The organism is Pantoea sp. YU22, from assembly GCF_003970755.1.
GTDB classification, from domain to species: Bacteria; Pseudomonadota; Gammaproteobacteria; order Enterobacterales; family Enterobacteriaceae; genus Pantoea; species Pantoea piersonii.
The window spans coordinates 788,976-813,032 of the sequence record NZ_RYDU01000001.1 but is presented as its reverse complement, the minus strand read 5'-3'; the positions used below and the strand labels follow the sequence as shown (position 1 = coordinate 813,032).

Here is a 24,057-nt window from a genome sequence, read left to right as displayed (position 1 = left end):
ATAGAAATCAATTAAATCGACATTTTTATGCAGCCGCGCAGGAGCTCGTCCGATGAAAAGCAGCGTTAACGTCACCTCTAAATTGCCCGACGTAGGCACCACGATATTCAGCGTCATCGGTCAGCTCTCTGCGCAGCACAGCGCGATCAATCTGTCACAGGGCGCGCCCAACTTCCCGTGCGATCCGGCACTGGTGGTGGAGGTCAGCCGTGCCATGCGCGAAGGGCATAACCAGTATGCGCCGATGACCGGCTGGCCTGCGCTGAAAGAGGCGCTGGCGGCTAAGGTCGCCGCGCTCTATGGTCAACACTACGATCCTGCGACCGAAGTGCTGATCAGCGGCAGCGCCAGCCAGGGCATCTATATGGCGATTACAACGCTGGTGAGCCAGGGCGACGAAGTGATCTTCTTCGAGCCCGCTTTCGACAGCTACGCGCCGGTGGTGCGTTTGCAGGGCGGCACGCCGGTTGGCCTGAAGCTGCAGTTCCCCGACTATGCCATTAACTGGGATGAGCTGCGCGCCGCGCTGACGCCGCGCACCCGCATGATCATTATTAATACGCCGCACAACCCGAGCGCACAGGTGCTGACGCCCGCCGATCTGGCGCAGCTGGCGGCGTTGACGCGCGGCACCGATATTGTGGTGCTCTCTGACGAAGTCTATGAGCATATTGTGTTCGACGGCCGCGCGCACTGCGGGATGGCGACCCATCCAGAGCTGGCGCAGCGCAGCGTGATCGTCTCTTCCTTCGGCAAAACCTTTCACGTTACCGGCTGGCGCGTCGGCTATTGTCTTGCGCCCGCCGAACTGATGGAGGAGCTGGTGAAAGTGCATCAGTTTATGATGTACGCCGCCGATACGCCGATGCAGATTGGCTTTGCGCATTATCTGCAGCGCGCCGAAAACTATCTGTCGCTGTCGGCGTTCTACCAGCAGAAGCGCGATCGTCTGGTGTCGCTGCTGCAGGATTCGCCGTTTAAGCTGCTGCCGTGCGCCGGTTCGTTTTTTGTTTTAGCCAGCTACGGACATTTCAGTGACGAAGCTGACAGCGAGATGGTAAAACGTCTTATCGTCGAGCACGGCGTGGCAACCATTCCGCTCTCGGCGTTTTATATGGACGGCACCGATAACAACGTGATTCGTCTCTCTTTTGCAAAAGACGACGCCACTCTGCAGCGCGGCGCAGAGGCGCTCTGTCGGGTGAAGGGTTAATCTCAGGGGAAAATAAGATGAAAAAACTAAACGCGCTCTTTCTTGCGCTGGGGCTGATGAGTTCGGTGCATGCGCTGGCGGCGGAAACGCTGCGTTATGGCCTGGAGTCGCAGTATGCGCCGTTTGAGAGCCGTAACGCGCAGGGCGAGCTGGAAGGCTTCGACATCGAGCTGGGCAAAGCTATCTGCGCGACCGGCAATTTCGACTGTCACTGGGTGGAGAGCAGTTTTGACGCGCTGATCCCGGCGCTGCAGGCGAAGAAGTTCGACGCCATTAACTCAGCGATGAATATCACCGAAGCGCGGGCGAAAAGCATCGATTTCACCAAACCTGTCTACCGTATTCCGAGCATGCTGATCGTCAAAGAGGGCGAGAAGCTGCAGCCGACCGCTGAGGCGCTGAAGGGCAAGAATATCGGCGTGCTGCAGGGGTCGATTCAGGAAACCTACGCCAAAAAGCACTGGGAAACGCAGGGCGTTACCGTGACCTCTTATCAGGATCAGAATCAGGTGTATAACGATATGGTCGCAGGCCGTCTTGACGGCACGCTGGTGATGTCTGCCGCGGGCCAGTCAGGTTTCCTCGATAAACCGCAGGGCAAGGGCTTCGTTTTTGCCGGTAAAGCGGTAGAAGATGACGCGATTCTCGGTACCGGCATCGGTTTTGGACTGCGTAAGGGCGATACCCAACTGAAGCAGGCGCTGGATGCGGCGATTACTAAAATTCAGGATGACGGCACGGTGAAAAAACTGGCGGAGAAATATTTCCCCGGCATCGACGTCAGCGTGAAAAAGTAAGAGCAGGCAGGCGGCGGACAGCCGCCTTGAACCAGGCTGGGCAGGGGGCGGTCGCACAGGATATGACCCGCGCCCTGCGCCTGGCTGCTTTTTCGATGATTTAGCGCTGCGCCGCCAGCAAGCAGAGCCTCTCCGCCACCTGGTAGGACTTCACAAACGACGAAATCGGCAGAAACTCGAAGCGGGAGTGGAAGTTGTGCGCGCCGGTAAAGAAGTTCGGCGTCAGCAGGCCTTTCGCCGAGAGCGCCGCGCCGTCGGTGCCGCCGCGCATCGGGATCACCTTCGGCTCAATATCTAGATCTGCCAGCGCGGTGAAGATCAGATCGATAGCGCGACGATCCTCGCCCACGGCGTTGCTGATATTGCTGTAAATGTCGCTGATGCGAATTGCGACGCTGCCCGTCGGGTAGCGCCGGGCGATCTCTGCTACCGCCTGATGTAGCTGCTCTTTACGCGCGGCAAACTGCGTCAGATCGAAATCGCGGATCGAGGCTTTTAGCGTCGCCTGGCTGGCGCCCGCCTGCATTTCATTAAACCAGATATAGCCTTCACGACCTTCGGTGTGCTCGGGCGTTTCCCGACGATCGAACAGGCTGATAAAGTCGTGCGCCATCAGCAGCGGATTGACCAGCACGCCTTTGGCCGACATCGGGTGCGCAGGCACGCCGGTAAAGGTTATTTCCGCCGACGCGGCATTGAAATTTTCATATACCACTTCGCCCAGTTCGCAACAGTCGATGGTCCAGGCAAAATCGACGTTAAAACGCTTTTCCAGATCCAGCGCTTTCGCGCCGCGCAGACCGATCTCCTCATCGGGCACAAAGGCCACCAGGATATCGCCGTGATCGCCCTGCAAATTCTCCATCAATGTCATCACCACCGTCACCGCCGCTTTATTGTCCGCGCCCAGCACGCTGGTGCCGTCGCTGAAAATAATCTCTTCGCCGAGATAGGGCGCGATCTCCGGGTGCGCGTCCCGATGCAGCCAGATATCTTCGCGCGCGTTGAGCAGCAGATCTTCTCCCTGCCAGGTGAGGACCTGCGGATGAATATCGGGCGACAGGCCTACGTCAACGGTATCGATATGGGTGATAAAACCGATGCGCGGCGCATCCTGCCGGTTGCCGCGCTTCACGGCGGTCACCGTGGCGCAGTCGTCGATCACCACCTCGTCGAGGCCGAGAGCGGTGAGCTCCTCCGCCAGCAGCCGCGCCATCGCGTGCTGGCTGGGCGTGCTCGGCAAAGTGTTCGATGTAGCGTCGCTCTGACTGCTAACGGCCAGGTAACGGAAAAAGCGTTGGGTTAACTGATTTGCAAGGGCTGTCATCACTGTTCCTTATTTGTCTGCCATCAGCAGGGTTCGCTATGTTACGAAAACGTGATATCCATAAAGCGCCTGGATCATTTAGGGAATCTGACCAACGGAAGTCAATAAAAAGTGAGGAAATGATGAAAGCGAAGATAGCGATGCTGGCGTTGCTGACCGCCGCCATGGCGCATAACGCCAGCGCGAAAACGCTGGTTTACTGCGCGGAAGGGTCGCCGGAGAACTTCAATCCGCAGCTCTACACCTCGGGAACCAGCGTGGACGCCAGCGCAGTGCCGGTATTCAACCGGCTGGTGGATTTTAAATATGGCACAACTGAACTGGTGCCGAGCCTGGCTGAAAGCTGGGAGATCAGCCCGGACGGCAAGGTCTATACCTTCCATCTGCGTCAAAACGTTAAGTTTCAGAGCAACAAACTCTTCAAACCCAGCCGTGACTTCAACGCCGATGACGTTATTTTCTCTTTTATGCGCCAGATGGATCCGAAAAATCCCTACCACAACGTCTCTGGCGGCACCTACGCTAACTTCGACAGTCTGGAGCTGACGACGTTGATTAAAAGCATCGACCGCGTCGACGACCACACCGTGCGCTTTACGCTTAACCATGCGGAATCGCCATTCCTCGCCGATCTCGCCTGGTACTTCGCCTCCATCCACTCCGCCGAATACGCCGATCGGATGCTGAAGGCGGGTACGCCGGAAAAAGTCGATATGGATCCCATCGGCACCGGCCCGTTCCAGCTGGTGCAGTACCAGAAAGATTCCCGCATTCTCTATAAAGCCTTCCCGCAATACTGGGCAGGCAAGGCGAAGCTGGATCGCATCGTCTACAGCATTACGCCGGACGCCTCGGTTCGGCTCGCCAAGCTGGAGAAGGGGGAATGTCAGGTGATGCCGTTCCCCAATCCTGCCGATCTGGAGAAAATGCGCAGCAATCAGGCTATCAACCTGATGCATAAAGCGGGACTGAATACCGGTTTCCTGGCGTTTAACACCACTAAAGCGCCGCTGGATAAGGTCGAGGTGCGTCAGGCGCTGGCAATGGCGATCAACAAGCCCGCCATCATCGACGCTATCTTCAAAGGCACCGGCACCGCGGCCAAAAATATTCTGCCGCCAGGGGTCTGGAGCGAAAACAAAGATCTGAAGGATTATGATTACGATCCGGAAAAGGCCCGAGCGCTGCTGAAGCAGGCGGGCATCGCTCCCGGCACCGAAATTTCGCTCTGGGCGATGCCGGTTTCCCGTCCCTATAACCCTAACGCGCGCCGTATGGCGGAGATGATCCAGGCAGACTGGGCGAAGGTCGGCATCAAGGCGACCATCGTGACCTACGAATGGGGCGAATATCTCAAGCGGGTGCGCAGCGGCGAACACCAGGCGGCGCTGATGGGCTGGACAACCGCGACCGGGGATCCGGACAACTTCTTCGGGCCGCTCTACAGCTGTAAATCGACGCAGGGCGGCTCGAACTCCTCGAAGTGGTGCTATCAGCCGTTTGAAAAGCTGATTACCGAGGCGCGCGCCGAGCCGGATCAGGGCAAGCGCACTGCGCTCTATCTGCAGGCGCAGCAGATAATGCATGACCAGATGCCTGCGGTGATGATTGCGCACTCGACCATTTTCGAGCCGGTGCGTAAAGAGGTGAGCGGCTACGATATCGATCCCTTCGGCAAGCACATCTTCTACCCGGTCGATATCAACGAGTAATTACGCCAGTCCGGCGGCGATCTCATTCAGGCGCTGCTGGAGAAAAGAGAGAAAGGGCGACAGCGCCGCGTTGCGCTGCCGCCCTGAAACCCGCTGCAGCTGCAGCGTACGCTGGCTGAGCTGGTCAACGCCCATCTCCCGCAGCACCAGATCGCGCTGCGTTTCGTTAAGCAGGGTAAAGGCGCTGCTGATGGTGATCGCCTCTGGCGTGCTGAGCAGAAAGTGGTAGAGCGTGGCGAAATAGTCGCAGGTCAGCACCGGCTCAATCACGCAGCCGCGCATCTGACAGGCCAGATCGAACAGCTGACGCACCGTGGTGTTCTGCTCCGGCAGCGCCATCGGATAGGGGCTGAGCGCCTCCAGCGTCACCGGCGCTGGCTGCTGCGCCAGCGGATGATCTTTATGCATCGCCAGCAGCACCGGGGCAGGCCAGGAGCCCATCACTTCCACGCCGCTCTCAGGATGCAGGCTGAACTGTAGCGCCACATCGCATTCGCCAGCGCGTACCCGCTCGGCCACCGCCTGGGAACCCTCGACCTTGAGTGCGAAGTAAACGCCGGGATTAAGGGCGCGAAATTCCGCCAGCAGGCCGGGCAGCAGGCTGAACGCCATGCCGTCGGTACAGGCGATGCGGATCAGGGTGCGGCGGATCGCCTTCAGTCCTTTAATTTCCGCCAGCGCGTAATCCATATCCAGCATGCTTTGTCGTACCTGACGGGCAAGGATTTCACCCGCCTCATTAAGCACCATGCCGCGCGCATGGCGATCGAACAGCGGCGCGCCCACCTGCGCCTCCAGCCGCTGAATTTGCCGACTGATAGCCGATACCGCCACAAAAAGCTGTTCGCTGGCGGCGCTCAGCGAACCGCTGCTGGCGACGGCAAGAAAATAACGAATTTCACTGCTCAGCATCATCTGACCTCTGCACCCCGTCGGTGCATGCTTCTTTATCGGGCATTTTAGCTTTGCTTTAAAAGCAAGGCTATGTCGATAAATTGATAATTGTGGCAAGGCCAACCTTTTGGCAAAGATAGAGCGACGGCAAAATAAAAAAAGACAGGGCAAACATGACGGAACAACAGGCTATTCAACAGGCGATGCGCTACTTCGACAGCGGGGAATTCAAACAGCTTCTGGCGCGCCGCGTGGCGTGCGTGACCGAAAGCCAGCGCGCGGATCGCGACGATGAGCTACATCACTATTTGCATGAAGAGATCGCGCCGCAGCTGTCGGCGCTCGGGTTTGCGCTGCACTTTATCGATAATCCGGTCGTTGAAAACCGCCCGTTTCTGGTGGCGACGCGCATCGAGGACGAGGCGCTGCCAACGCTGCTCGTTTATGGCCACGGCGACGTGGTGTTCGGCGATGATGAAAACTGGCGTGACGGCCTTGCGCCCTGGCGGCTGACGGAAGAGGGCGATCGCTGGTATGGGCGCGGCAGCGCCGATAACAAAGGGCAACACACTATTAATCTTGCGGCGCTGGAGCAGGTTTACCATGCGCGCGGCGGCCGTCTCGGCTTTAACTGCAAGATTCTGTTCGAGATGGGCGAAGAGATTAGCTCGCCAGGGCTGGCCGAGCTGTGCCAGCAGCAGCAGGCGCTGCTGCGCGCTGACCTCTTTATCGCGTCGGACGGCCCGCGCGTCAGCGCGCCGCGGCCTACGCTTTTCCTGGGATCGCGCGGCGCGGCCAATTTCCGTCTGACCATCAACGCGCGTGACAACGCCTACCACTCCGGCAACTGGGGCGGGCTGTTAAGCAATCCCGGCACGCAGCTGGCAAACGCTATCGCCTCGCTGGTCAACACGCACGGCGTGCTGCAGGTCGAGGCGCTGAAGCCCGACTCGCTGAGCGCGGCGGTGCGCGCCATTCTTAGCGATATCGAGCCAGGTGGTATGCCGGGCGATCCGGCGCTGGACGCAAACTGGGGCGAACCCGGCCTGACCCCTGCCGAGCGCCTTTACGGCTGGAACACGCTGGAGGTGCTGGCGTTCGAAACCGGCAACCCGGCGCGTCCGATGAACGCCATCCCCGGTAAGGCGACCGCCGTGTGTCAGCTGCGTTTTGTGGTGGGCACCGACTGGGAGAATCTGGTGCCGCACGTCGAGGCGCATCTGCGCGCGCAGGGTTTTGACAATGTTCAGGTCGATTTCCTGCGCGGATCGCCCGCAACGCGTCTCGATCCCCAAAGCCCGCTGGTCGCCTGGGCGCTGGAGAGCCTTGCCGCCAGCAGCGGCAAAAAACCGGCGCTGCTGCCTAATCTGGGCGGCTCCCTGCCGAATGAGGTCTTTTCCGACATTCTTGGTCTGCCGACGCTGTGGGTGCCACACTCCTATCCCGCCTGCGGCCAGCACGGCGTTAACGAGCATATGCTGAAGTCCGTAGCGCGCGAAGGTTTGCTAATCATGACGCGGCTGTTCTGGCAGCTGGGCGAAGAGGGCGAGGCGCTGCTGGCGCGGCAGCAGGCTTATCAGGGAGCGCGCACATGAGCAACCTGACGCAAGCGGTTCCGCTGGTTCAGAACAAGCCGAGCCTGCATAAAACCCTGTTCGCTACCTGTATCGGCAATGCGCTGGAGTGGTTCGACATTGCGGTCTACGGCTTTTTCGCCAGCTATATCGCGCACGCCTTTTTTCCCACCAGCGACACCTCCGTTTCGCTGCTGCTGACTTTCGGCAGCTTTGGCGTCTCCTTTCTTATCCGGCCGCTCGGCGCGGTGGTGCTGGGCAACTATGCCGATCGCCACGGGCGCAAAAAGGCGCTGCTGCTCTCCATTAATCTGATGATGCTGGGCGGCGCGATGATCACCTTTATGCCGGAGTACGGCACCATCGGACTGGCGGCGCCGCTGTTGATTATGCTGGCGCGCCTGATTCAGGGGTTCTCGGCGGGCGGGGAGTTCGGCAGCTCCACGGCGTTTCTTGTGGAGCACTTTCCCGAGCGTAAAGCCTTTATCGCCAGCTGGCAGTTCGCGACACAGGGCGCGAGCACGCTGATGGCTTCCGCTTTCGGGCTGGGACTGACGCAGATGCTCAGTGAGACGCAGATGCTGTCGTGGGGCTGGCGCATTCCTTTCGCCTTCGGCCTGCTGATCGGTCCGCTGGGGCTTTATATCCGTCGCCACGTTCATGAGCCAGCCAGCTTCACGCAGCAGGAGAGACCAGAAGCGCCTTTGAAGCAGCTGTTTGGCCGTCAGAAAGAGCTGATGCTGCTGGCGGTCGGTCTGATGGTAATTTCAACAGCGGTAAACTACATGCTGAACTATGTGCCGACCTATGCCACCAAAACGCTGCATCTGCCGGGAAGCGTCGCCTTTAGCGCCACGCTGCTGGCAGGTATTATTCTGACCCTGATGACGCCGCTGATGGGGCTCTGGGCTGAGCGCGTGGGACGTGTGCCGCTGATGTGGGGTTCGCTGCTGCTGTTGCTGGTAACGATTTATCCAGCCTTCCGCTATATGGTGGATCACACCTCGCCGCTGACGCTGCTGCTGCTGGTGGGCTGGATGGCGCTGCTGAAATCGATCTACTTCTCCACTGTGCCTTCGGTGATGGCGGATCTTTTTCCGCTCGGCACGCGCGCCAGCGGCATGGCGATCAGCTATAACGTCGCGGTCACGATTTTCGGCGGCTTCGCGCCGCTGATCTGCACGCTGCTGATTAACGCTACCGGCAGCAGCCTTGCGCCGGGTTACTACCTGATGGCGGTATCGCTGCTGAGCGCCGCGGCACTGCTGCGCTGCCGTCATCGCGTCGCATGAAAAACAGCCGCCCGTACAGGGCGGCTTAACAATTACAGCGTGAACTGCAGATAGGCGACGTGCGTCTGCAGATACTCCTCCAGCCCGTGACGCCCGTCCGCGCCGCCGATGCCCGATTTACGCCAGCCCGCGTGGAAGCCCTGCATCGCTTCGAAGTTCTCGCGGTTGACATAGGTTTCGCCGAATTTCAGCTTACGCAGCGCCACCATGGTGGTATTGAGATTTTGCGTATAGAGAGAAGAGGTCAGGCCATATTCGCAGTCATTGGCCAGCGCAATGGCCTCGTCCAGCGTTTTGAACGTCATTACCGGCAATACCGGCCCAAAGATCTCCTCGCGCATGATCTCCATATCCTGACGCACGTCGGTGATAATGGTCGGCTCGAAAAAGAAGCCTTTACTGCTGGCGCGTTTGCCGCCCAGCACCACTTTGCCGCCAGCCGCCACGGCGTCCGCTACCTTTTTCTCTACGCGCGCCAGCGCGGCGGCGGTAATCAGCGGTCCCATATCGATCTCGCGCTGCTCCGCCGGATCGCCAAATTTAACGGCTTTAAACGCCTCGGTTAAGGCGGTCATAAAGCGATCGTAAATGCCTTCCTGCACATAGACGCGCTCTGCGCAGTTGCAGACCTGTCCGCTGTTGATTACGCGCGAGCTGACGATCGCCTTCACCGCCAGGTCCACGTCGGCATCATCCATCACGATGGCTGGCGCTTTACCGCCCAGCTCCAGTGAAACTTTGGTGACGTTCTTCGCCGCGGCCGCCATGGTGGCAACGCCCGCCCCGACGCTGCCGGTCAGGCTGACCAGACCGACTCTGGGGTCAGAGGCCAGCTGCTGACCAATCTCCGGGCCGTAGCCATAGACAAAATTGATTACGCCCGGCGGCAGGCCGATGTGATGCGCGATCTCGGCGAAGATGCCAGCGTTGAGCGGCGTCAGTTCGCTTGGTTTAATCACGATGGTATTGCCGGTAATCAACGCCGGTGCGGCTTTACGCGCAATCAAAAAGAAAGGGAAGTTCCAAGGCAGAATGCCGGTGGTCACGCCGATCGCCTTTTTAAATACGAAAATATTTTCATTGGGGCGATCGCTGTTGACGATCTCGCCTTCATAGCGGCGCGCCCACTCGGCCATATAGTCGAGATAATCAGCGGTAAACAATACTTCTGTCTGTGCCAGCCCCTGCGTTTTGCCCCCTTCAGCGACGATGGTGGCGGTCAGTTCAGGCTCGCGGTCGCGAATAGCCTCCGCCAGCTTGCGCAACCAGTTGCCGCGCTCAACGGCGGGCAGGGCTTCCCAGGCGGGCTGCGCAGTTTCGGCCGCCTCAATCGCGCGGCTGGCCTCCTGCGCGCAGCCTTCGGGTATGCGAGCCAGCAGCGCTTCGGTCGCAGGATTGATCACCTCAATCCATTTATCGCTCTGGTGCGCGACAAATTCGCCGTTAATGTAATGTTTTAGTTCTGTTGTCATCTGCTGCATCTCCGATGTCGGGTACGTTAATAAAATGTTTTATAAATGCAGCGTGAAACAAAACAGACCGCGACACCTTAGTCTGGCTGCCATCCGCGGCGCGGCGCTGGCAAACAAACGCAGATTAAAGTGATGACGGCGACAAAAGGTTGTATTCATCCGCTATGGCCCGCATATCTTCTCTACGTTGCGCAAAACGGATTTTGGGCCAACACTTTCAGGAAGCATGAGGAGGATGTTATGGCTAGCGGATGGGCGTCAGACGGCGCCGTTCAGGAACAGATCGAAAGTACAGTTAACGATGAGATCGCTCGCGTGCGCGGCACGATGAGCAAGGGCGAAAGCGCGGAGTTTTGCGACGAGTGCGGCGAGCCGATACCGCAGGCGCGCCGTGAAGCGGTGCCGGGCGTACGCTTCTGCCTGGCCTGTCAGCAGGCGCACGATAAGCAGCTAAAAGGCAGCGCCCTCTATAACCGACGCGGCAGTAAAGACAGCCAGCTGCGTTAGTTCAGGAACCTGGCATGGCGAGTCCGCTGCCGATAAACCATGCCAGAAAACCGACGCCGGCGACAATAATGGCGATCGGAAACAGAATACCCACTCTCATAGAAACCTCGTTATCTCCGCGTCAGGCGACCTGCATCACTGCACGGTGCGTTTTCAGCATACTGAAGAGTTGAAACTGGCTGGCGTCGCTGACGTCGCGCAGCACTTCCCCTTTTTTATAGGTAATGGTGTGGACCTGGCCCAGCTGACGCCATACCACCAGCGCCGAGGCGATCAGCGCGCAGTTCTCTTCCGCCTGTTGACACTCCAGCGTGGCGTACTGCGCCTCTTCCAGTTCATTAATAAAAATCTTTAACGCGCTGGCGGGCAGAATGGCACGCAGGTCATCCAGCATCGCGCGGCTTACCGAACGCGTTAAAAACAGCGTTAACCATTTTCCCGTCATCTCAATCCCGGCAATAGAAGATTTTCTACGTCTTATACGGCGTTAACGCGCATTAGTGAAGCGATCTTTCCTTTTTTGCCAGGGTTCGGGAAAAGGCGGCAGCCAACGGTTAAATGTGCTGCGCGGCACAGCACTTTTCAAAAAAATGCTGAATAATAAGCGACTTAACAGGTCTGTGCGCGGCGAATCCGACAAAGTCGAAACTGTGATCCGCGTAGGGACTAACTGGTGGATATTGCCATTCCCGCTTTGCGGTCGGCAGCCATCCAAAGGCTGAGGCGTTCAGGCGCGCCGTAGACTGCCTGCTAATCAGGAACCGGGTTTCCTGTAGGCCTCAACCTTACGCAAGGAATAACAATGAACAGTGCCATTATCGCAGGTATCTTCTGGCATCTCGTCGGTGCTGCCAGCGCAGCGTGTTTCTACGCGCCGTTTAAACAGGTGAAAAAGTGGTCATGGGAAACGATGTGGTCAGTAGGCGGCTTTATGTCCTGGCTGATCCTGCCATGGGCCGTGAGTGCTGTACTGCTGCCGAACTTCTGGGCCTACTACAGCAGCTTCAGCCTTTCTCAGCTGTTGCCGGTATTTCTGTTTGGCGCAATGTGGGGCATCGGCAACATTAACTACGGTCTGACGATGCGCTATCTCGGCATGTCGATGGGCATCGGCATCGCCATCGGCATTACGCTGGTGGTCGGTACCCTGATGACGCCGCTTATCCAGGGACGCTTCGGCGAGCTGTTCGCCTCAACCGGCGGCCGGTTAACCCTGCTCGGTGTTGCCGTGGCGCTGATGGGCGTAGCGATTGTTTCGCGCGCCGGCCTGCTGAAAGAGCGCGCGCTGGGGATCAATGCGGAAGAGTTCAATCTCAAAAAAGGGCTGCTGCTGGCGGTGCTGTGCGGCATTTTTTCGGCAGGCATGTCGTTCGCCATGGATGCGGCTAAGCCGATGCATGAGGCGGCGGCGCAGTTGGGCATCGATCCGCTCTACGTCGCGCTGCCAAGCTACGTGGTGATTATGGGCGGCGGGGCGCTGGTTAACCTGGCGTTCTGTTTTATCCGCCTGACGGTTAAGCCGGAGCTGTCGCTGCGGCAGGATCTCTCCGTGGCGAAACCGCTGCTGATCGCCAATATCGCCTTCGCGGTGCTGGGCGGCACCATGTGGTATCTGCAGTTTTTCTTCTATGCCTGGGGCCACGCCAGCATTCCACCGCAGTATGACTATGTCAGCTGGATGCTGCATATGAGTCTCTATGTGCTGTGCGGCGGGCTGGTTGGTTTGCTGATGAAAGAGTGGAAATCGGCTGGACGCCGTCCGGTCAGCGTACTGTCGATCGGCTGCGTGGTGATTATTATCGCCGCTAATATTGTCGGGCTTGGACTGGCCGCCTGAGTGCTTATCCGACTAGCTCACAGAGAGCTCATAAGCTCGCTAAGCAGGTGAGATGGACCGAGGAGCAAAGCGTCCCGCGACAAGGATGTCGCGGGCCGAGCTGGCAAGGATGCCGCCTTTTGCGTCTTTGCGATCGGGCCATCTCACCTGCGCTGGCACGGAGTAACCGTTCAGGAACCTGCTGGCAACCTCTTTTTCAGGACGGCGCGCGGTCCTGTGCTGAGCTTCCCGAGCGCTGCGGCACAAACCGCTGGCGCCAGGCGCTGGGCGTTAAACCCGTTTCGCGCGTAAACACTACCGAAAAATAGTTGCTGTCGTCGAAGCCGCAGCGCGCCGCCACTTCACTGATCAGACAATCCTGGGTGCGCAGCAGATATTTTGCCTGACAAAGCTGCAGCTGCCGCAAATAGTGACCGACCGTCATTCCGGTCTGCTGGCGAAAGAGCTGCTTCAGCGCGCGTTCGTTCAGCGAATTTTGCTGGCAAAAGGTCGCCAGATCGAAAGGGCGCGCCACCGCGCCCTGTAGCGCCGACATCAGTAGATCGAGCTGCTCGCCTTCCGGCAGCGCCCAGGGGCGATCTGCCGCATAGCCGTGGCGGCGAAGAATAAGCGCCAGCTGTAAAAAAAGCGCTTCCGTAAGCTGAATGGAAAGGGGATCGCTCTTGCGGCTTTCGCGCTCCAGCTGGCTAATTACGCCGCGCGCCAGCGCCATACCACGGGTGGTCAGACGCCAGCAGCCCGGCGCGTCAACGCCTTGCGGCGGCAATAGCTGCCCCCAGTCGAGAGCAAGACCGAAGCGATCGCGGCAGTAGAGGATATTGTCCAGCACCAGGTCGTTGACGCTGTCGTAGCTGTGGCAATCCTGGTCGCGAATATAGAAGACGTCGCCGCAGGTAATCAGCCAGGGGCGATCGTTGAGAATATGCAGGCCGTTGCCGCGCCAGACGATGACAATTTCGCTAAACTCATGCCGGTGGGCGGGAAAAGAGGGTTGTGGCATACGTTCAGCCACCGTAACCGGCAGGCCAGGCGCGGGAAAATAGTCGTCCCGACTCAGTATCAGCGTCATCGCTCGCTCCTTTTTTACATCATCTGCTGGCGCTCCGCTCGCGGTGCGCAGCCAAATTCACGCCGAAACAGAGTAGAGAAGTGGTTGCTGTCGCCGAAACCGCATTGAAAGGCGATATCGGTAATACGCAGATCGCTGTGGCGCAGCAGATGCCGCGCCTGCAGCAGCCGCAGGCGGTTCAGATAGCGCTGTGGCGTACTGCCTGTTTGCTGCTTCATCTGACGATGCAGCGTGCGCAGCGACAGCGAAAAACGGTCAGCCAGCGCGTCCCACAAAATATCTTCACTGTAGTGATCGTTAAGCCAGTCGAGCAGACGGTGCAGGCGGGCTTCCTGATCCTGCGCCTGTTCATTGCGGCACGCTTCGCGCAGCAAAACCAGCAGCTGCAAGAAGAGCTGCTCCTGGCGAGCCTGCTTCTCCAGCGACCAGCCCTCATCCTGCCGCATCTTCGCCACGACATCCAGCGCCTGCGTCATGGCTTTGCTATTTATGCGCCAGTGCGAGGTGTAATTGCCCTCTCGCTCGTTCGGCAGCAGCGCCTGCAAACCCGAAAGAAAGCGAAAGGCGGCAGGGCTGCGGTAGAGCACGTTGGTCAGGCAGAGATTATCCGTCTGCTCATACAGATGCCGATCGTGGTCGCGCACGAAGCAGACGCAACCGGCGCACAGCGTTTGCGGCTGGCCGTTGAACACATGAATGCCCGAACCCTGTTCTACCAGCACGATTTCATGGAAATCGTGGTGATGCTCGGGAAACGCCTGCTGCGGCACACGCGGTTCGATAGCGATAGCGTAATCGCCCTGAGGAAAGAAATCGGCGCTGTGTAAAATCGTCATAGTGGCCTCGTTCGTTTAACAAAAGCGTAACCGAGTCTACTCAGCGCCCACGCCGCTTACCTTGAATTTTGTACTGCGAAGCGCAGTAAATTCGCTTTTTATTCAAGATATTCCCGCCAGATAAAAGAATTGCGGCGAAGCTCACATCTGTCGCCCTTACGCCTCTGTGATCTCTCTCACGAACATCTTTGCAAACCTGCCAGCGGCATAGCCGCGCTGGCAGTACGGGGAAGGTGGCGAACACGTAACGTTTTTACTCTGTCAGCATCATATCTAAGGAAGAACGGGCCATGAGTAAGCGAAATATCGTTGCGGTTGATTTGGGCGCATCCAGCGGACGTGTGATGCTCGCCCGGTGGGACGCCGCATCACAGCAAATCGATCTACGCGAGGTGCGTCGTTTCGCCAGTCTTCGCGAACGTCGGGGCGGCTATGACTGCTGGGACCTCGACCATCTTGAACGCGAGATCCGCGCCGGGCTGGCGCAGCTGGGCGATGAAGGCATCGTGCCGGACAGCATCGGCATCGACACCTGGGGCGTTGATATGGTGCTGCTGGATAAGGCGGGCAATCGGGTCGGCGAAGCGGTGAGCTATCGCGATAAACGCACCCACGGGCTGATGGAGCAGGCGCTGCGCGATCTGGGTAAAGAGGCTATTTATGGCCGCACCGGCATTCAGTTTCTGCCGTTTAACACGCTTTATCAGTTCCGCGCCCTGAGCCAGCAGCAGCCTGACTGGAAAGAGCAGGCCGCCCATGCGCTGATGATCCCCGACTATCTGCACTATCGCCTGACGGGCAAGCTCAACTGGGAATACACCAACGCCACCACCACGCAGCTGTTGAATATCGAAAGCGGCGAGTGGGACGCCGAATTGCTCAACTGGGCAGGCGCGTCGCCTGCGTGGTTCGGTACGCCCACGTCGCCGGGCAATGTTATCGGTTACTGGCAGAACGCCAACGGCGTCGACATTCCGGTGATCGCCGTTACGACGCACGATACCGCCAGCGCAGTGCTTGCCACGCCGCTGACTCAGGAGAACGCGGCCTATCTCAGCTCCGGCACCTGGTCGCTGATGGGATTCGAAAGCCTGCTGCCTTACGCCAGCGCTGCCGCGCTCCAGGCTAACATTACCAACGAGGGCGGTGCAGAGGGCTATCGCGTTCTGAAAAACATTATGGGGCTCTGGCTGCTGCAGCGGGTCTGCGCCGAGCTGCAGATTGACGATCTTTGCACGCTGATTGCGGAGACGCAAAAAGAGCCTGCCTGCCGCGCGCTGATCAATCCTAACGACGCGCGCTTTATCAATCCCGACAGCATGGTGAACGAAATTCAGAATGCCTGCGCCGAACAGCATATGGCGGTGCCGCAGTCCGCCGCCGCGCTGGCGCGCTGTATTTTCGACAGCCTTGCGCTGCTCTACCGTGAAGTGCTTAACGAACTGGCCGGGCTGCGCGGTAGCGCGTTTCGTCAGCTGCATATTGTAGGCGGCGGCAGCCAGAACCAGTTTCTCAACCAGCTTTGTGCCGACGCCTGTGAAATACCGGTGCTGGCCGGACCGGTGGAAGCCTCAACGCTGGGCAATGTCGGCTGCCAGCTTATCGCATTAGGCGAGCTGGCCGACGTCGCGGATTTTCGCCGCTGCGTAGAAAACAACTTCCCATTAAAGACATTTGAACCGCTGACCAACAGCGCCTTTCGTGCCTGCCAGGCACGCTTCTCGGCGCTGACTCAGCCTGCTAAGGAACTCGCATATGACAAAGCTGATTGAGCAAGCCTTTGAGCTGGCTAAACAACGTTATGCCGATATTGGCGTGGATGTCGATCAGGCAATGGCGCGACTGGATAGCGTTCCGGTCTCCATGCACTGCTGGCAAGGGGACGACGTACGCGGCTTCGAGAACCCGCAAGGCGCGCTGACCGGCGGCATTCAGGCGACCGGCAACTATCCAGGCAAAGCGCGCAACGCCGCTGAGCTGCGCGCCGATCTGGAAAAAGCGATGTCGCTGATCCCAGGACCTAAGCGTCTGAACCTGCACGCTATCTATCTGGAAAGCGATACGCCGGTAGAGCGCGATGCCATTGAGCCGAAGCATTACGCCGGCTGGGTGGAGTGGGCGAAACAGCAGCAGCTGGGGCTGGATTTTAACCCGAGCTGCTTCTCGCATCCGCTGAGCGCCGACGGGTTCACGCTCTCACACCCTGACAAGGCAATTCGTCAGTTCTGGATCGATCACTGTAAAGCGAGCCGTCGCGTCTCGGCTTACTTTGGCGAGCAGCTCGGGACGCCGTCGGTAATGAATATCTGGGTGCCGGACGGCATGAAGGATCTGACTGTCGATCGCCTTGCGCCGCGTCAGCGACTGCTGAGCGCGCTGGATGAGGTGATCGCCGACAAGCTCGATCCGCAGCACCATATCGATGCGGTAGAGAGCAAGCTGTTCGGCATCGGCGCGGAAAGCTATACCGTCGGTTCCAACGAGTTCTTTATGGGCTACGCCACCAGCCGTCAGACCGCGCTGACGCTGGATGCGGGCCATTTTCACCCGACTGAAGTGATCTCCGACAAGATCTCTACGGCCATGCTCTACGTGCCGCGCCTGCTGCTGCACGTCAGCCGACCGGTGCGCTGGGACAGCGACCATGTGGTGCTGCTGGACGATGAAACCCAGGCGATCGCCAGCGAAATCGTGCGTCATCAGCTGTTCGACAAAGTGCACATTGGGCTCGATTTCTTCGACGCCTCTATTAACCGTATCGCCGCCTGGGTCATTGGCACGCGCAACACGAAAAAAGCGCTGCTGCGCGCGCTGCTGGAACCGACCGAGCGCCTGCGTCAGGCCGAAGCAGCAGGGGATTACACCGCACGCCTCGCGCTGCTGGAAGAGCAGAAATCGCTGCCGTGGCAGGCGGTATGGGAGGCCTGGTGCCTGCGCCACGACGTGCCCGCCGATGCCAGCTGGTTAAGCAGTGTCCGCGATTATGAAAAACAAATTCTGAGCCAACGTTAAGGATTCACTATGCAAAGCATTCTTTCATCCTGGTTTGTTCAGGGAATGGTTAAAGCGACCAGCGATATGTGGCTGAAGGGCTGGGACGAACGTAATGGCGGCAACGTTTCGCTGCGCCTGCTTGAGGAAGAAACAGCGCCGTTCGCGGGCGACTTTTACGCGGAGCCGCGCTGCGTTGAGCTGACTAAACCGGCCCCTGAGCTGGCAAACTGCTGGTTCCTTGTCACCGGCTCCGGCAAATTTTTCCGCAATGTGCAGCTCGATCCCGCTGACTCTCTGGCGCTGTTAAAGGTTGATGAGAAAGGGCTGTCGTACAAGATCCACTGGGGACTGACTAACGGCGGGCTGCCTACCTCAGAGCTGGCGGCGCACTTCCAGTCACACAGCGTGCGTAAAGTGGTCTCCGGTGGCGTAGACCGCGTGATTATGCACTGCCACGCAACAAATTTTATGTCGCTGAGCTATGTGGTGGATCTCGATTCGGCACGCTTTACTCGTCTGTTATGGGAAGGCAGCACTGAGTGTCTGGTGGTGTTTCCTGACGGCGTCGGCATCCTGCCCTGGATGGTGCCGGGAACGGATGAAATTGGCCAGGCGACAGCCGATCAAATGGCGTCACACAGCATTGTGATGTGGCCCTTCCACGGCATTTTTGGTGCTGGGCCGACGCTGGATGAGACCTTCGGCTTGATCGATACGGCGGAGAAATCGTCTGAAGTGATCGTAAAAGTGCTGTCGATGGGCGGTATCCGGCAGAGCATCACAACCGAACAGCTGGTCGCGCTGGGCAAACGCTTCAACGTTAAGCCCTGGCAGGCCGCTCTTGACGCAGGACCCGCCAATGCTTCGTAAAGCCTTTGTCATGCAGGTGAATGCGGAGTGCCATCAGGAGTATGAGCGCCGCCATTCGCCCATCTGGCCGGAACTGGCGGAAACGCTGAAGGCGCACGGCGCGCACAACTATGCGATCTGGCTGGACGCCGAACGTAATCTGCTGTTCGCCAGCGTGGAAATCGAATCGGAGGAGCGCTGGAATGCCGTCGCGCAAACGGAGGTGTGTCAGCGCTGGTGGGCGTCGATGAAGGATTTGATGCCGAGCAACCCTGACAACAGCCCAGTCAGCCAGCCGTTAAAACCGGTCTTTTTTCTGGAATAAACGGTTGCAACACAGGGCGGGGATCTCCCGCCCTGATTACTTCATAGTGTAAAAATATTCAGTGCGTCTTCATGCACTGACCGGTCAGCGTTGGCCACATCGCCATCAGCGTATCGATAATATTATCGAGATCTGCCTGCGGCGCGCCTTCACGCGCCCGTACCGACATGCCTTGCACCATACAGGCAAGATAGCGGGCCAGAGAAAGCATATCGACCTGCGCCGGGATTTCGCCGCGCTGCTGGCGGGCGGCCAGAAAATCCAGCAGGGTCTGCTGCTGTGCTTCATGCTGCTGGCGCAGCATATGAGCAATCTCGCTCGATGACGAAGAGAGCGCGGTCGAGGTGCAGATAAAAAAGCAGCCTGACGGAGTCTCACAGTTAGTAAAGCAAGCCGCCGTAGCGCGGAACCAGCCCTCAATCGCTTCGGCAACGGATTTATTCTCATCCTGCAGCGCAGCATTGCGCCAGGCGCTAAAGCGCTCGATATAGCGTTCCATCGCGGCGCGGAACAGGCCTTCCTTATTCACGAACTCGGCGTAAAGCGTAGGCGCTTTTGCGCCAGTAGCGGCAACCAGATCAGAAAGGGAGGTGCCCTCATAGCCGTGAGTCCAGAACAGCGTCAGGGCTTTGTCCAGCGCAGCGTCCCGATCGAAGGTCCTTGGCCGACCACGACATTTTTTCTGTGCTTCATCATATTGCTGACTCATAGATCCTCACTTCTGTAAAAGGCTCTATTAAATTACCGATCATTAAGAAAATATGCAAGCCAGCCCGCCTTCCGACGAAAGCAGGTTGTCATTTTGTGCCTCGTCGAGTGCCTTTCCCCCTTATGGTTAAGTGTAAAAAGGCGACAAAGCCCATAATCACGCCACTTCCGCATTAAAATAACGATCGATAAAAAAATATTGACGCAAGGTCGCTGCATGCACTACTATTTATTTAACGATCGTTAATTAATTTAACGACACCTTTTCAAACCCGAATATGAGAGCCGATATCATGAAAACTACTAAACTGACCCTGGCCGCTCTGGCCCTTACTACCCTGACTTTTGGTGCTTTCGCTGCTGAGCAGGTTGTCAGCGATCCTCTGCATCAGACGCCGGTAGGCACAATCTCCGCGCAGGGCGGTGCCAACCTTGATTCACTGGAAGCGCAGCTGAACGCGAAAGCGGATGCCGCAGGCGCGAAATCTTTCCGCATCACCTCTACCTCCGGTCAGAACAACCTGCACGGCACAGCGGTGATTTATCAGTAAGTGAATCGCGTTGGAGAGCAGGAGAGAGAAGATGAAAAGCGTGAAATATAGTCTACTGGCGGCGTTGCTTGGCGTGGTTTCATTTGCCAGCGCGGCGGCGCAACAGCCAGAAGCTGCGCCTTATTACCAGACTGAGGCCGTAGCGGTGAACGTCAGCGGCAGCAGCAGCCTGATTTCTCTGGAACAGCAGCTGTCGGGAAAGCAGGACACTGGCCGCGTAAAGTCTTTTCGCATCACTTCGACCTCTGGCGCGAGCAGGCTGTCTGGCACCACCGCCAGCCTTAACTAAGACAGTAAAAAGGGGCTTCAGAAAACCATTCTGAAGCCCCTTTTTTTATCCGTTGCTGCGCAGCTGCGGATATCTGCGGAAGATAGCGATACACCAGAACAGCGCAACCAGTCCCAGCAGCCCGCCGATATTGCCGACGTCCGACATGCTCAGATGTTTGCTAACCTGATTGCCCAGCAGCGCGCCCGCGCCGATGCCGATATTATAGATGCCTGACATCAGCGACATCGCCACATCGGTCGCATCAGGCGCCAGCGACAGCACGCGCACCTGCATCGCCAGCCCGATCATCATCATCGCCATGCCCCACAGAACACAGAGCGTCGAAATCGCGGCCGGACGGACAGCGGCAAAAATCAGCAGCCCCATGCAGAGCGTAATGGTCGCAATCGCGCCGATCAGCAGCGCAGACGGGAATTTATTGCCCAGCGAGCTAAAGAGTACGCTGCCCAGAATGCCGGCAGAGCCAAACAGCAGCAGCAGCAGCGTAGTGAAGTTATTATCCGCGTCCGCAACAAACTGCATAAACGGCTCAATGTAGCTGTAGGCGGTATAGTGCGCGGTAACGACCAGCGTGACCAGCAGATACATGCTCACCAGCGCCGGTCGGCGAAACAGCATCGGCACGCTGCTCAGCGAGCCGGTGTGTTCGCTCGGCAGACGCGGCAGAACGCGCGCCAGCAGCACCATCAGCACCAGCGCCGAGACGCCAATCATGCCGAAGGTGGTGCGCCAGCCAAGATATTGACCCACTATGCGGCCGATCGGTACGCCCAGTACCATCGCCAGCGCGGTGCCGGTCGCCAGCATGCTTAACGCCTGCGTCTTTTTACCGGCTGGTGCGACGCGTATCGCCAGCGAGGCGGTGATCGACCAGAAGACCGCGTGCGCCAGCGCGATACCGATGCGCGATACCACCAGCGAGGTGAAACTCCACGCAAAGGTGGAAAGCACATGGCTGGCGATAAAGATCAGAAACAGTGCTGCCAGCAGTATGCGTCGCTCGATATTACGCGTCAGCAGCATCAGCGGCAGCGAAAGCAGCGCCACTACCCAGGCATAAATAGTGAGCATAATGCCCACGTCAGCGCTTTTCATGCTGAAGCTGGCGCCGATGTCTGAGAGCAGGCCAACGGGCACAAATTCAGTGGTATTAAAAACAAAGGCGGCGATAGCCAGCAGCACCACGCGTAGCCAGGCCGTTTTACGAGATACAGTAGTTGATTGCATGAAAATAAAATTAGTCAGAACAACAGCAAACAGATGCGGCTTTCACATCCACGATAGTGACTTGCGTCACAAATTATCGACCATTGTGGAGGAATTGCACGATAAGGGGAACGCTGAAAAGCAGTTTTATTCCTGAAAGTTTTTTATCGCCCGACCGGCGGGCGATAAAAAACGGTTATCAATGCGAAGATTTGCCTGGCATCATTCGCCTGAGCGTATTGTCCCGGAGAAAATAGTGATGGAACAGCGCGCCCAGGGCGTGCAGGCCGATAAGCCAGTATCCCAGCGGCGCCAGGGTTTCATGCCAGCCGATTAAGGTATCGGAAAGGTCGAAATTTGGTTCGCTCGCGACCGGCATGGAGATGCCGAACAGCCACCAGTCGCGCCCGCGCAGATAGCGCGACGTGATGCCCAGAATGGGCAGGGTAATAAACAGGGCGTAAATCAGCGTATGCACCAGATGCGCCAGGCCCGTTTGCCAGCGAGCGATGGGGGGCGTGATGGCTGGGGTGCGGTGGCGCGTGCGTAAAAACAGACGCGCCACCATCAGCAGCAGAACGGTAAAGCCCGCACTGAAGTGAGTAATAATCATCGCGTAGCCCTGCCAGGAGCCGCGCTGGGCAAAACCGCGTAGCTCGATAGTGGCGTAAGCCAGCGCGACCAGCAGGAAGGTCAGCCAGTGCAGGGTAATTTGTGAAGCGGCATATTTTTCGCGCATAGTCTGCTCATGCAACAGGAAGAAGCACTCTACCTTACTGGAAAAACATGCAAAATCTTAACAAACTGGCGCAACGGTGCCAGACCCGCGACTGACCTCTGCCGTCAGGCCAGCATAATCAGAGTCAGGCGATATGCTTTAGTGCCACGCTATTCTGACTCCTCAGGTTTTTTTTTACCGGCAGCGGACAACAGGCCTCGCAACCCAGCGCTCTGGGGTAATACTTGCGCGCCTGCTGGATAGCGGCATTCGCCGTGTAAAAAGTGCCGAGAAACAGGCGCGCTTCAAGCGGGGGAAGATACTGGCAGCCTGCGGCGTGCACCACATGGTTATCGTTATAGCCAGAAATTTTAGAAACGTAATAGTAATGGCCCACAGGGACATCCTCATTGCTGTGAATAAAAAAACATTTATTGTTGGAGTGAGAGGGATTATAGCGGGGATTAACGGCTTTTTTCTTTTTGGTACTAATTAGCAAACAGTCTGAAGGTTAACAGGCTAAAAAGGACGCAACTGCGTCCTTTTTGGTCATGGTTGTTACAGGTGTTTTTGCTGCAGGCGCCAGCCTACCAGCAGAGCGAGAAGCAACAGCGCGGAGATAAAGAAAGTGATGCCTGCCCAGCCGTAGCTGTGCCAGCACACGCCGCCAAGCGTACCGGCTACGCTGGAACCGACATAGTAGCTGAAGAGATAGAGCGATGACGCCTGACCTTTGGCACGGCGCGCGCGCGGACCGATCCAGCCGCTGGCGACGGAGTGCGCGGCGAAGAAGCCAGCGGTAAAGAGCATCATGCCCAGAAAAATCCACCACACGGCGCTGAACGCGGTAAGCAGCAGGCCCGTCAGCATCAGTGCCGTCGCGCCGAGCAGCACCGGACCGCGGCCCAGTTTCATCGTCAGCGCGCCCGCCTTAGGGGAACTCCAGGATCCGGTCAGATAAACCACGGAGAGCAGGCCGACAATCGCCTGGCTGAGATGATAGGGCGCGCCGAGCAGACGATAGCCGATATAGTTGAACAGCGTGACGAAGGCGCCCATCAGCAGAAAGCCTTCGGCGAACAGCAGCGGCAGGCCCGCATCGCGCCAGTGCAGCCGAAAATTAATCATCAGGCTGCGCGGCTTCAGCGACGCCGGTCGAAAATGACGAGAAGCGGGCAGAATGCGCCAGAACATCAGCGCCGAGGCGAGAGCGCAGCAGCCAATGGCTGCAATGGCGATGCGCCATGAAAAGAAGTCGGTCAGCACGCCGCTCAGCAGTCGGCCGCTCATGCCGCCGATAGAGTTGCCGCTGATATAAAGTCCCATGGAGAAAGCAATAACGCTCGGGTGGATCTCCTCGCTCAGATAGGTCATGCCGACGGCGGCTACGCCGCTGAGGGAGAGCCCCGTCAGCGCACGCATCAGCAAAATACCGTGCCAGCTGTTCATGGTGGCGGAAACCAGAGTGCAGAGCGCGGCCAGCATCAGCGCCGTTACCATCACGTTCTTGCGCCCGATCGCGTCAGAAAGCGGACCTGTCACCAGCAAACCTAACGCCATCAGCCCGGTTGCGATAGAGAGCGAAATGCTGCTTTCAGCGGGCGAAACGCCAAACTGCGCCGACAGCACCGGTAAAATAGGCTGCACGCAGTAAAGCAGCGCAAAGGTCGCCAGACCAGCGGAGAAAAGCGCCAGGGTCACGCGCATAAACTGCGGCGTGCCGCGTTTAATCCATACGGACGATGAAGCCGGTGAAACCGCGGCAGAGTCGGCTAACTCATTATCGTCAAGGGTGACCGCCTGAGAAGAGCGACGCACGTTAATTCCTCATAAGAAAGCAATAGACTTACTCTAGGAAAGCGCCAATAGGTTGTCTAATATATT

General features: G+C 58.1%; 25 protein-coding genes. 13 read left to right on the top strand and 12 right to left on the bottom strand.

What is annotated here, in order from left to right; translation table 11 throughout:
• Nucleotides 1-52 precede the first annotated feature (52 nt).
• A complete protein-coding gene (locus EKL29_RS03940; protein WP_126688899.1) occupies nt 53-1,213 on the top strand; it encodes a methionine aminotransferase in 1,161 nt (386 codons plus the stop codon).
• A gap of 17 nt (nt 1,214-1,230) precedes the next feature.
• Nucleotides 1,231-2,010 (top strand): transporter substrate-binding domain-containing protein, encoded by a 780-nt coding sequence (locus EKL29_RS03935; RefSeq protein WP_120452690.1) that lies wholly within the window; start codon nt 1,231-1,233, stop codon nt 2,008-2,010.
• Between the two features lie 100 nt (nt 2,011-2,110).
• Here EKL29_RS03935 and pepT read toward each other — a convergent pair whose 3' ends face one another.
• The gene (pepT, locus tag EKL29_RS03930; RefSeq protein WP_311778960.1) at nt 2,111-3,337 is read right to left on the bottom strand and encodes a peptidase T; all 1,227 of its coding nucleotides are present in this window, start codon (nt 3,335-3,337) and stop codon (nt 2,111-2,113) included.
• Between the two features lie 122 nt (nt 3,338-3,459).
• On the opposite strand from pepT, the gene EKL29_RS03925 reads away from it, so the two are divergent.
• On the top strand, nt 3,460-5,049 hold the full coding sequence (locus EKL29_RS03925) for an ABC transporter substrate-binding protein (RefSeq protein WP_179256427.1): 1,590 nt from the start codon (nt 3,460-3,462) through the stop codon (nt 5,047-5,049).
• Here EKL29_RS03925 and EKL29_RS03920 read toward each other — a convergent pair whose 3' ends face one another.
• The gene (locus tag EKL29_RS03920; protein ID WP_120452902.1) at nt 5,050-5,961 is read right to left on the bottom strand and encodes a LysR family transcriptional regulator; all 912 of its coding nucleotides are present in this window, start codon (nt 5,959-5,961) and stop codon (nt 5,050-5,052) included.
• A gap of 155 nt (nt 5,962-6,116) precedes the next feature.
• Between EKL29_RS03920 and EKL29_RS03915 the strand changes: the two genes are divergently transcribed.
• Complete coding sequence (locus EKL29_RS03915; protein WP_126688897.1) at nt 6,117-7,538, top strand: M20 family metallopeptidase; 1,422 nt, start codon at nt 6,117-6,119, stop codon at nt 7,536-7,538.
• Complete coding sequence (locus EKL29_RS03910; RefSeq protein ID WP_126688896.1) at nt 7,535-8,809, top strand: MFS transporter; 1,275 nt, start codon at nt 7,535-7,537, stop codon at nt 8,807-8,809. The genes EKL29_RS03915 and EKL29_RS03910 overlap by 4 nt, the downstream gene beginning before the upstream one ends.
• Nucleotides 8,810-8,841: 32 nt before the next feature.
• Here EKL29_RS03910 and aldA read toward each other — a convergent pair whose 3' ends face one another.
• On the bottom strand, nt 8,842-10,281 hold the full coding sequence (aldA, locus tag EKL29_RS03905; RefSeq protein WP_126688895.1) for an aldehyde dehydrogenase: 1,440 nt from the start codon (nt 10,279-10,281) through the stop codon (nt 8,842-8,844).
• Between the two features lie 240 nt (nt 10,282-10,521).
• On the opposite strand from aldA, the gene EKL29_RS03900 reads away from it, so the two are divergent.
• Nucleotides 10,522-10,788: a DksA/TraR family C4-type zinc finger protein gene (locus tag EKL29_RS03900; RefSeq protein WP_120452680.1), complete on the top strand. Its 267-nt coding sequence runs from the start codon at nt 10,522-10,524 to the stop codon at nt 10,786-10,788.
• A 1-nt stretch (nt 10,789) separates the two neighbouring features.
• On the opposite strand, the gene EKL29_RS22990 is transcribed toward EKL29_RS03900, so the two are convergent.
• The gene (locus EKL29_RS22990) at nt 10,790-10,888 is read right to left on the bottom strand and encodes a YoaK family small membrane protein (RefSeq protein WP_143806249.1); all 99 of its coding nucleotides are present in this window, start codon (nt 10,886-10,888) and stop codon (nt 10,790-10,792) included.
• Nucleotides 10,889-10,909: 21 nt separating this feature from the next.
• Nucleotides 10,910-11,233 carry a hypothetical protein gene (locus tag EKL29_RS03895; protein WP_120452678.1) on the bottom strand — a complete coding sequence of 108 codons (324 nt, stop codon included), beginning with the start codon at nt 11,231-11,233 and terminating at the stop codon, nt 10,910-10,912.
• Between the two features lie 357 nt (nt 11,234-11,590).
• Between EKL29_RS03895 and rhaT the strand changes: the two genes are divergently transcribed.
• A complete protein-coding gene (gene rhaT, locus EKL29_RS03890; protein ID WP_126688894.1) occupies nt 11,591-12,625 on the top strand; it encodes an L-rhamnose/proton symporter RhaT in 1,035 nt (344 codons plus the stop codon).
• 196 nt (nt 12,626-12,821) lie between these two features.
• Here rhaT and rhaR read toward each other — a convergent pair whose 3' ends face one another.
• Both rhaR and rhaS read right to left on the bottom strand, forming a co-directional pair.
• Nucleotides 12,822-13,694, bottom strand: coding sequence for an HTH-type transcriptional activator RhaR (rhaR, locus tag EKL29_RS03885; protein ID WP_120452674.1), 873 nt, complete (start codon nt 13,692-13,694; stop codon nt 12,822-12,824).
• A 14-nt stretch (nt 13,695-13,708) separates the two neighbouring features.
• Nucleotides 13,709-14,530: an HTH-type transcriptional activator RhaS gene (rhaS, locus tag EKL29_RS03880; RefSeq protein WP_126688893.1), complete on the bottom strand. Its 822-nt coding sequence runs from the start codon at nt 14,528-14,530 to the stop codon at nt 13,709-13,711.
• Between the two features lie 290 nt (nt 14,531-14,820).
• On the opposite strand from rhaS, the gene rhaB reads away from it, so the two are divergent.
• From rhaB to rhaM, 4 genes are read left to right on the top strand one after another with little or no spacing between them, the layout of a single operon-like run.
• Nucleotides 14,821-16,302: a rhamnulokinase gene (rhaB, locus tag EKL29_RS03875; protein WP_126688892.1), complete on the top strand. Its 1,482-nt coding sequence runs from the start codon at nt 14,821-14,823 to the stop codon at nt 16,300-16,302.
• Nucleotides 16,286-17,542, top strand: coding sequence for an L-rhamnose isomerase (locus EKL29_RS03870; RefSeq protein WP_126688891.1), 1,257 nt, complete (start codon nt 16,286-16,288; stop codon nt 17,540-17,542). The genes rhaB and EKL29_RS03870 overlap by 17 nt, the downstream gene beginning before the upstream one ends.
• Before the next feature lie 9 nt (nt 17,543-17,551).
• Entirely contained in the window at nt 17,552-18,394 is an 843-nt protein-coding gene (rhaD, locus tag EKL29_RS03865) for a rhamnulose-1-phosphate aldolase (RefSeq protein WP_120452670.1), read from the top strand.
• Nucleotides 18,384-18,698, top strand: coding sequence for an L-rhamnose mutarotase (gene rhaM, locus EKL29_RS03860; RefSeq protein WP_120452669.1), 315 nt, complete (start codon nt 18,384-18,386; stop codon nt 18,696-18,698). The genes rhaD and rhaM overlap by 11 nt, the downstream gene beginning before the upstream one ends.
• A gap of 58 nt (nt 18,699-18,756) precedes the next feature.
• Here the strand turns inward: rhaM and EKL29_RS03855 are convergent, their stop codons facing one another.
• Nucleotides 18,757-19,407, bottom strand: coding sequence for a TetR/AcrR family transcriptional regulator (locus EKL29_RS03855; protein WP_126688890.1), 651 nt, complete (start codon nt 19,405-19,407; stop codon nt 18,757-18,759).
• A gap of 292 nt (nt 19,408-19,699) precedes the next feature.
• Here EKL29_RS03855 and bhsA point away from each other — a divergent pair, with 292 nt between their 5' ends.
• Nucleotides 19,700-19,957: a multiple stress resistance protein BhsA gene (gene bhsA / locus EKL29_RS03850; RefSeq protein ID WP_120452666.1), complete on the top strand. Its 258-nt coding sequence runs from the start codon at nt 19,700-19,702 to the stop codon at nt 19,955-19,957.
• Between the two features lie 31 nt (nt 19,958-19,988).
• Nucleotides 19,989-20,246 carry a hypothetical protein gene (locus EKL29_RS03845; RefSeq protein WP_126688889.1) on the top strand — a complete coding sequence of 86 codons (258 nt, stop codon included), beginning with the start codon at nt 19,989-19,991 and terminating at the stop codon, nt 20,244-20,246.
• A 45-nt stretch (nt 20,247-20,291) separates the two neighbouring features.
• Here EKL29_RS03845 and EKL29_RS03840 read toward each other — a convergent pair whose 3' ends face one another.
• From EKL29_RS03840 to EKL29_RS03825, 4 genes are all read right to left on the bottom strand, one after another.
• Nucleotides 20,292-21,476, bottom strand: coding sequence for a sugar transporter (locus EKL29_RS03840; RefSeq protein ID WP_120452663.1), 1,185 nt, complete (start codon nt 21,474-21,476; stop codon nt 20,292-20,294).
• Between the two features lie 178 nt (nt 21,477-21,654).
• Nucleotides 21,655-22,194, bottom strand: coding sequence for a cytochrome b561 (cybB, locus tag EKL29_RS03835; RefSeq protein ID WP_120452661.1), 540 nt, complete (start codon nt 22,192-22,194; stop codon nt 21,655-21,657).
• A 124-nt stretch (nt 22,195-22,318) separates the two neighbouring features.
• A complete protein-coding gene (locus EKL29_RS03830) occupies nt 22,319-22,570 on the bottom strand; it encodes a hypothetical protein (RefSeq protein WP_120452659.1) in 252 nt (83 codons plus the stop codon).
• A 161-nt stretch (nt 22,571-22,731) separates the two neighbouring features.
• On the bottom strand, nt 22,732-23,991 hold the full coding sequence (locus EKL29_RS03825; protein WP_126688888.1) for an MFS transporter: 1,260 nt from the start codon (nt 23,989-23,991) through the stop codon (nt 22,732-22,734).
• Nucleotides 23,992-24,057 lie beyond the last annotated feature (66 nt).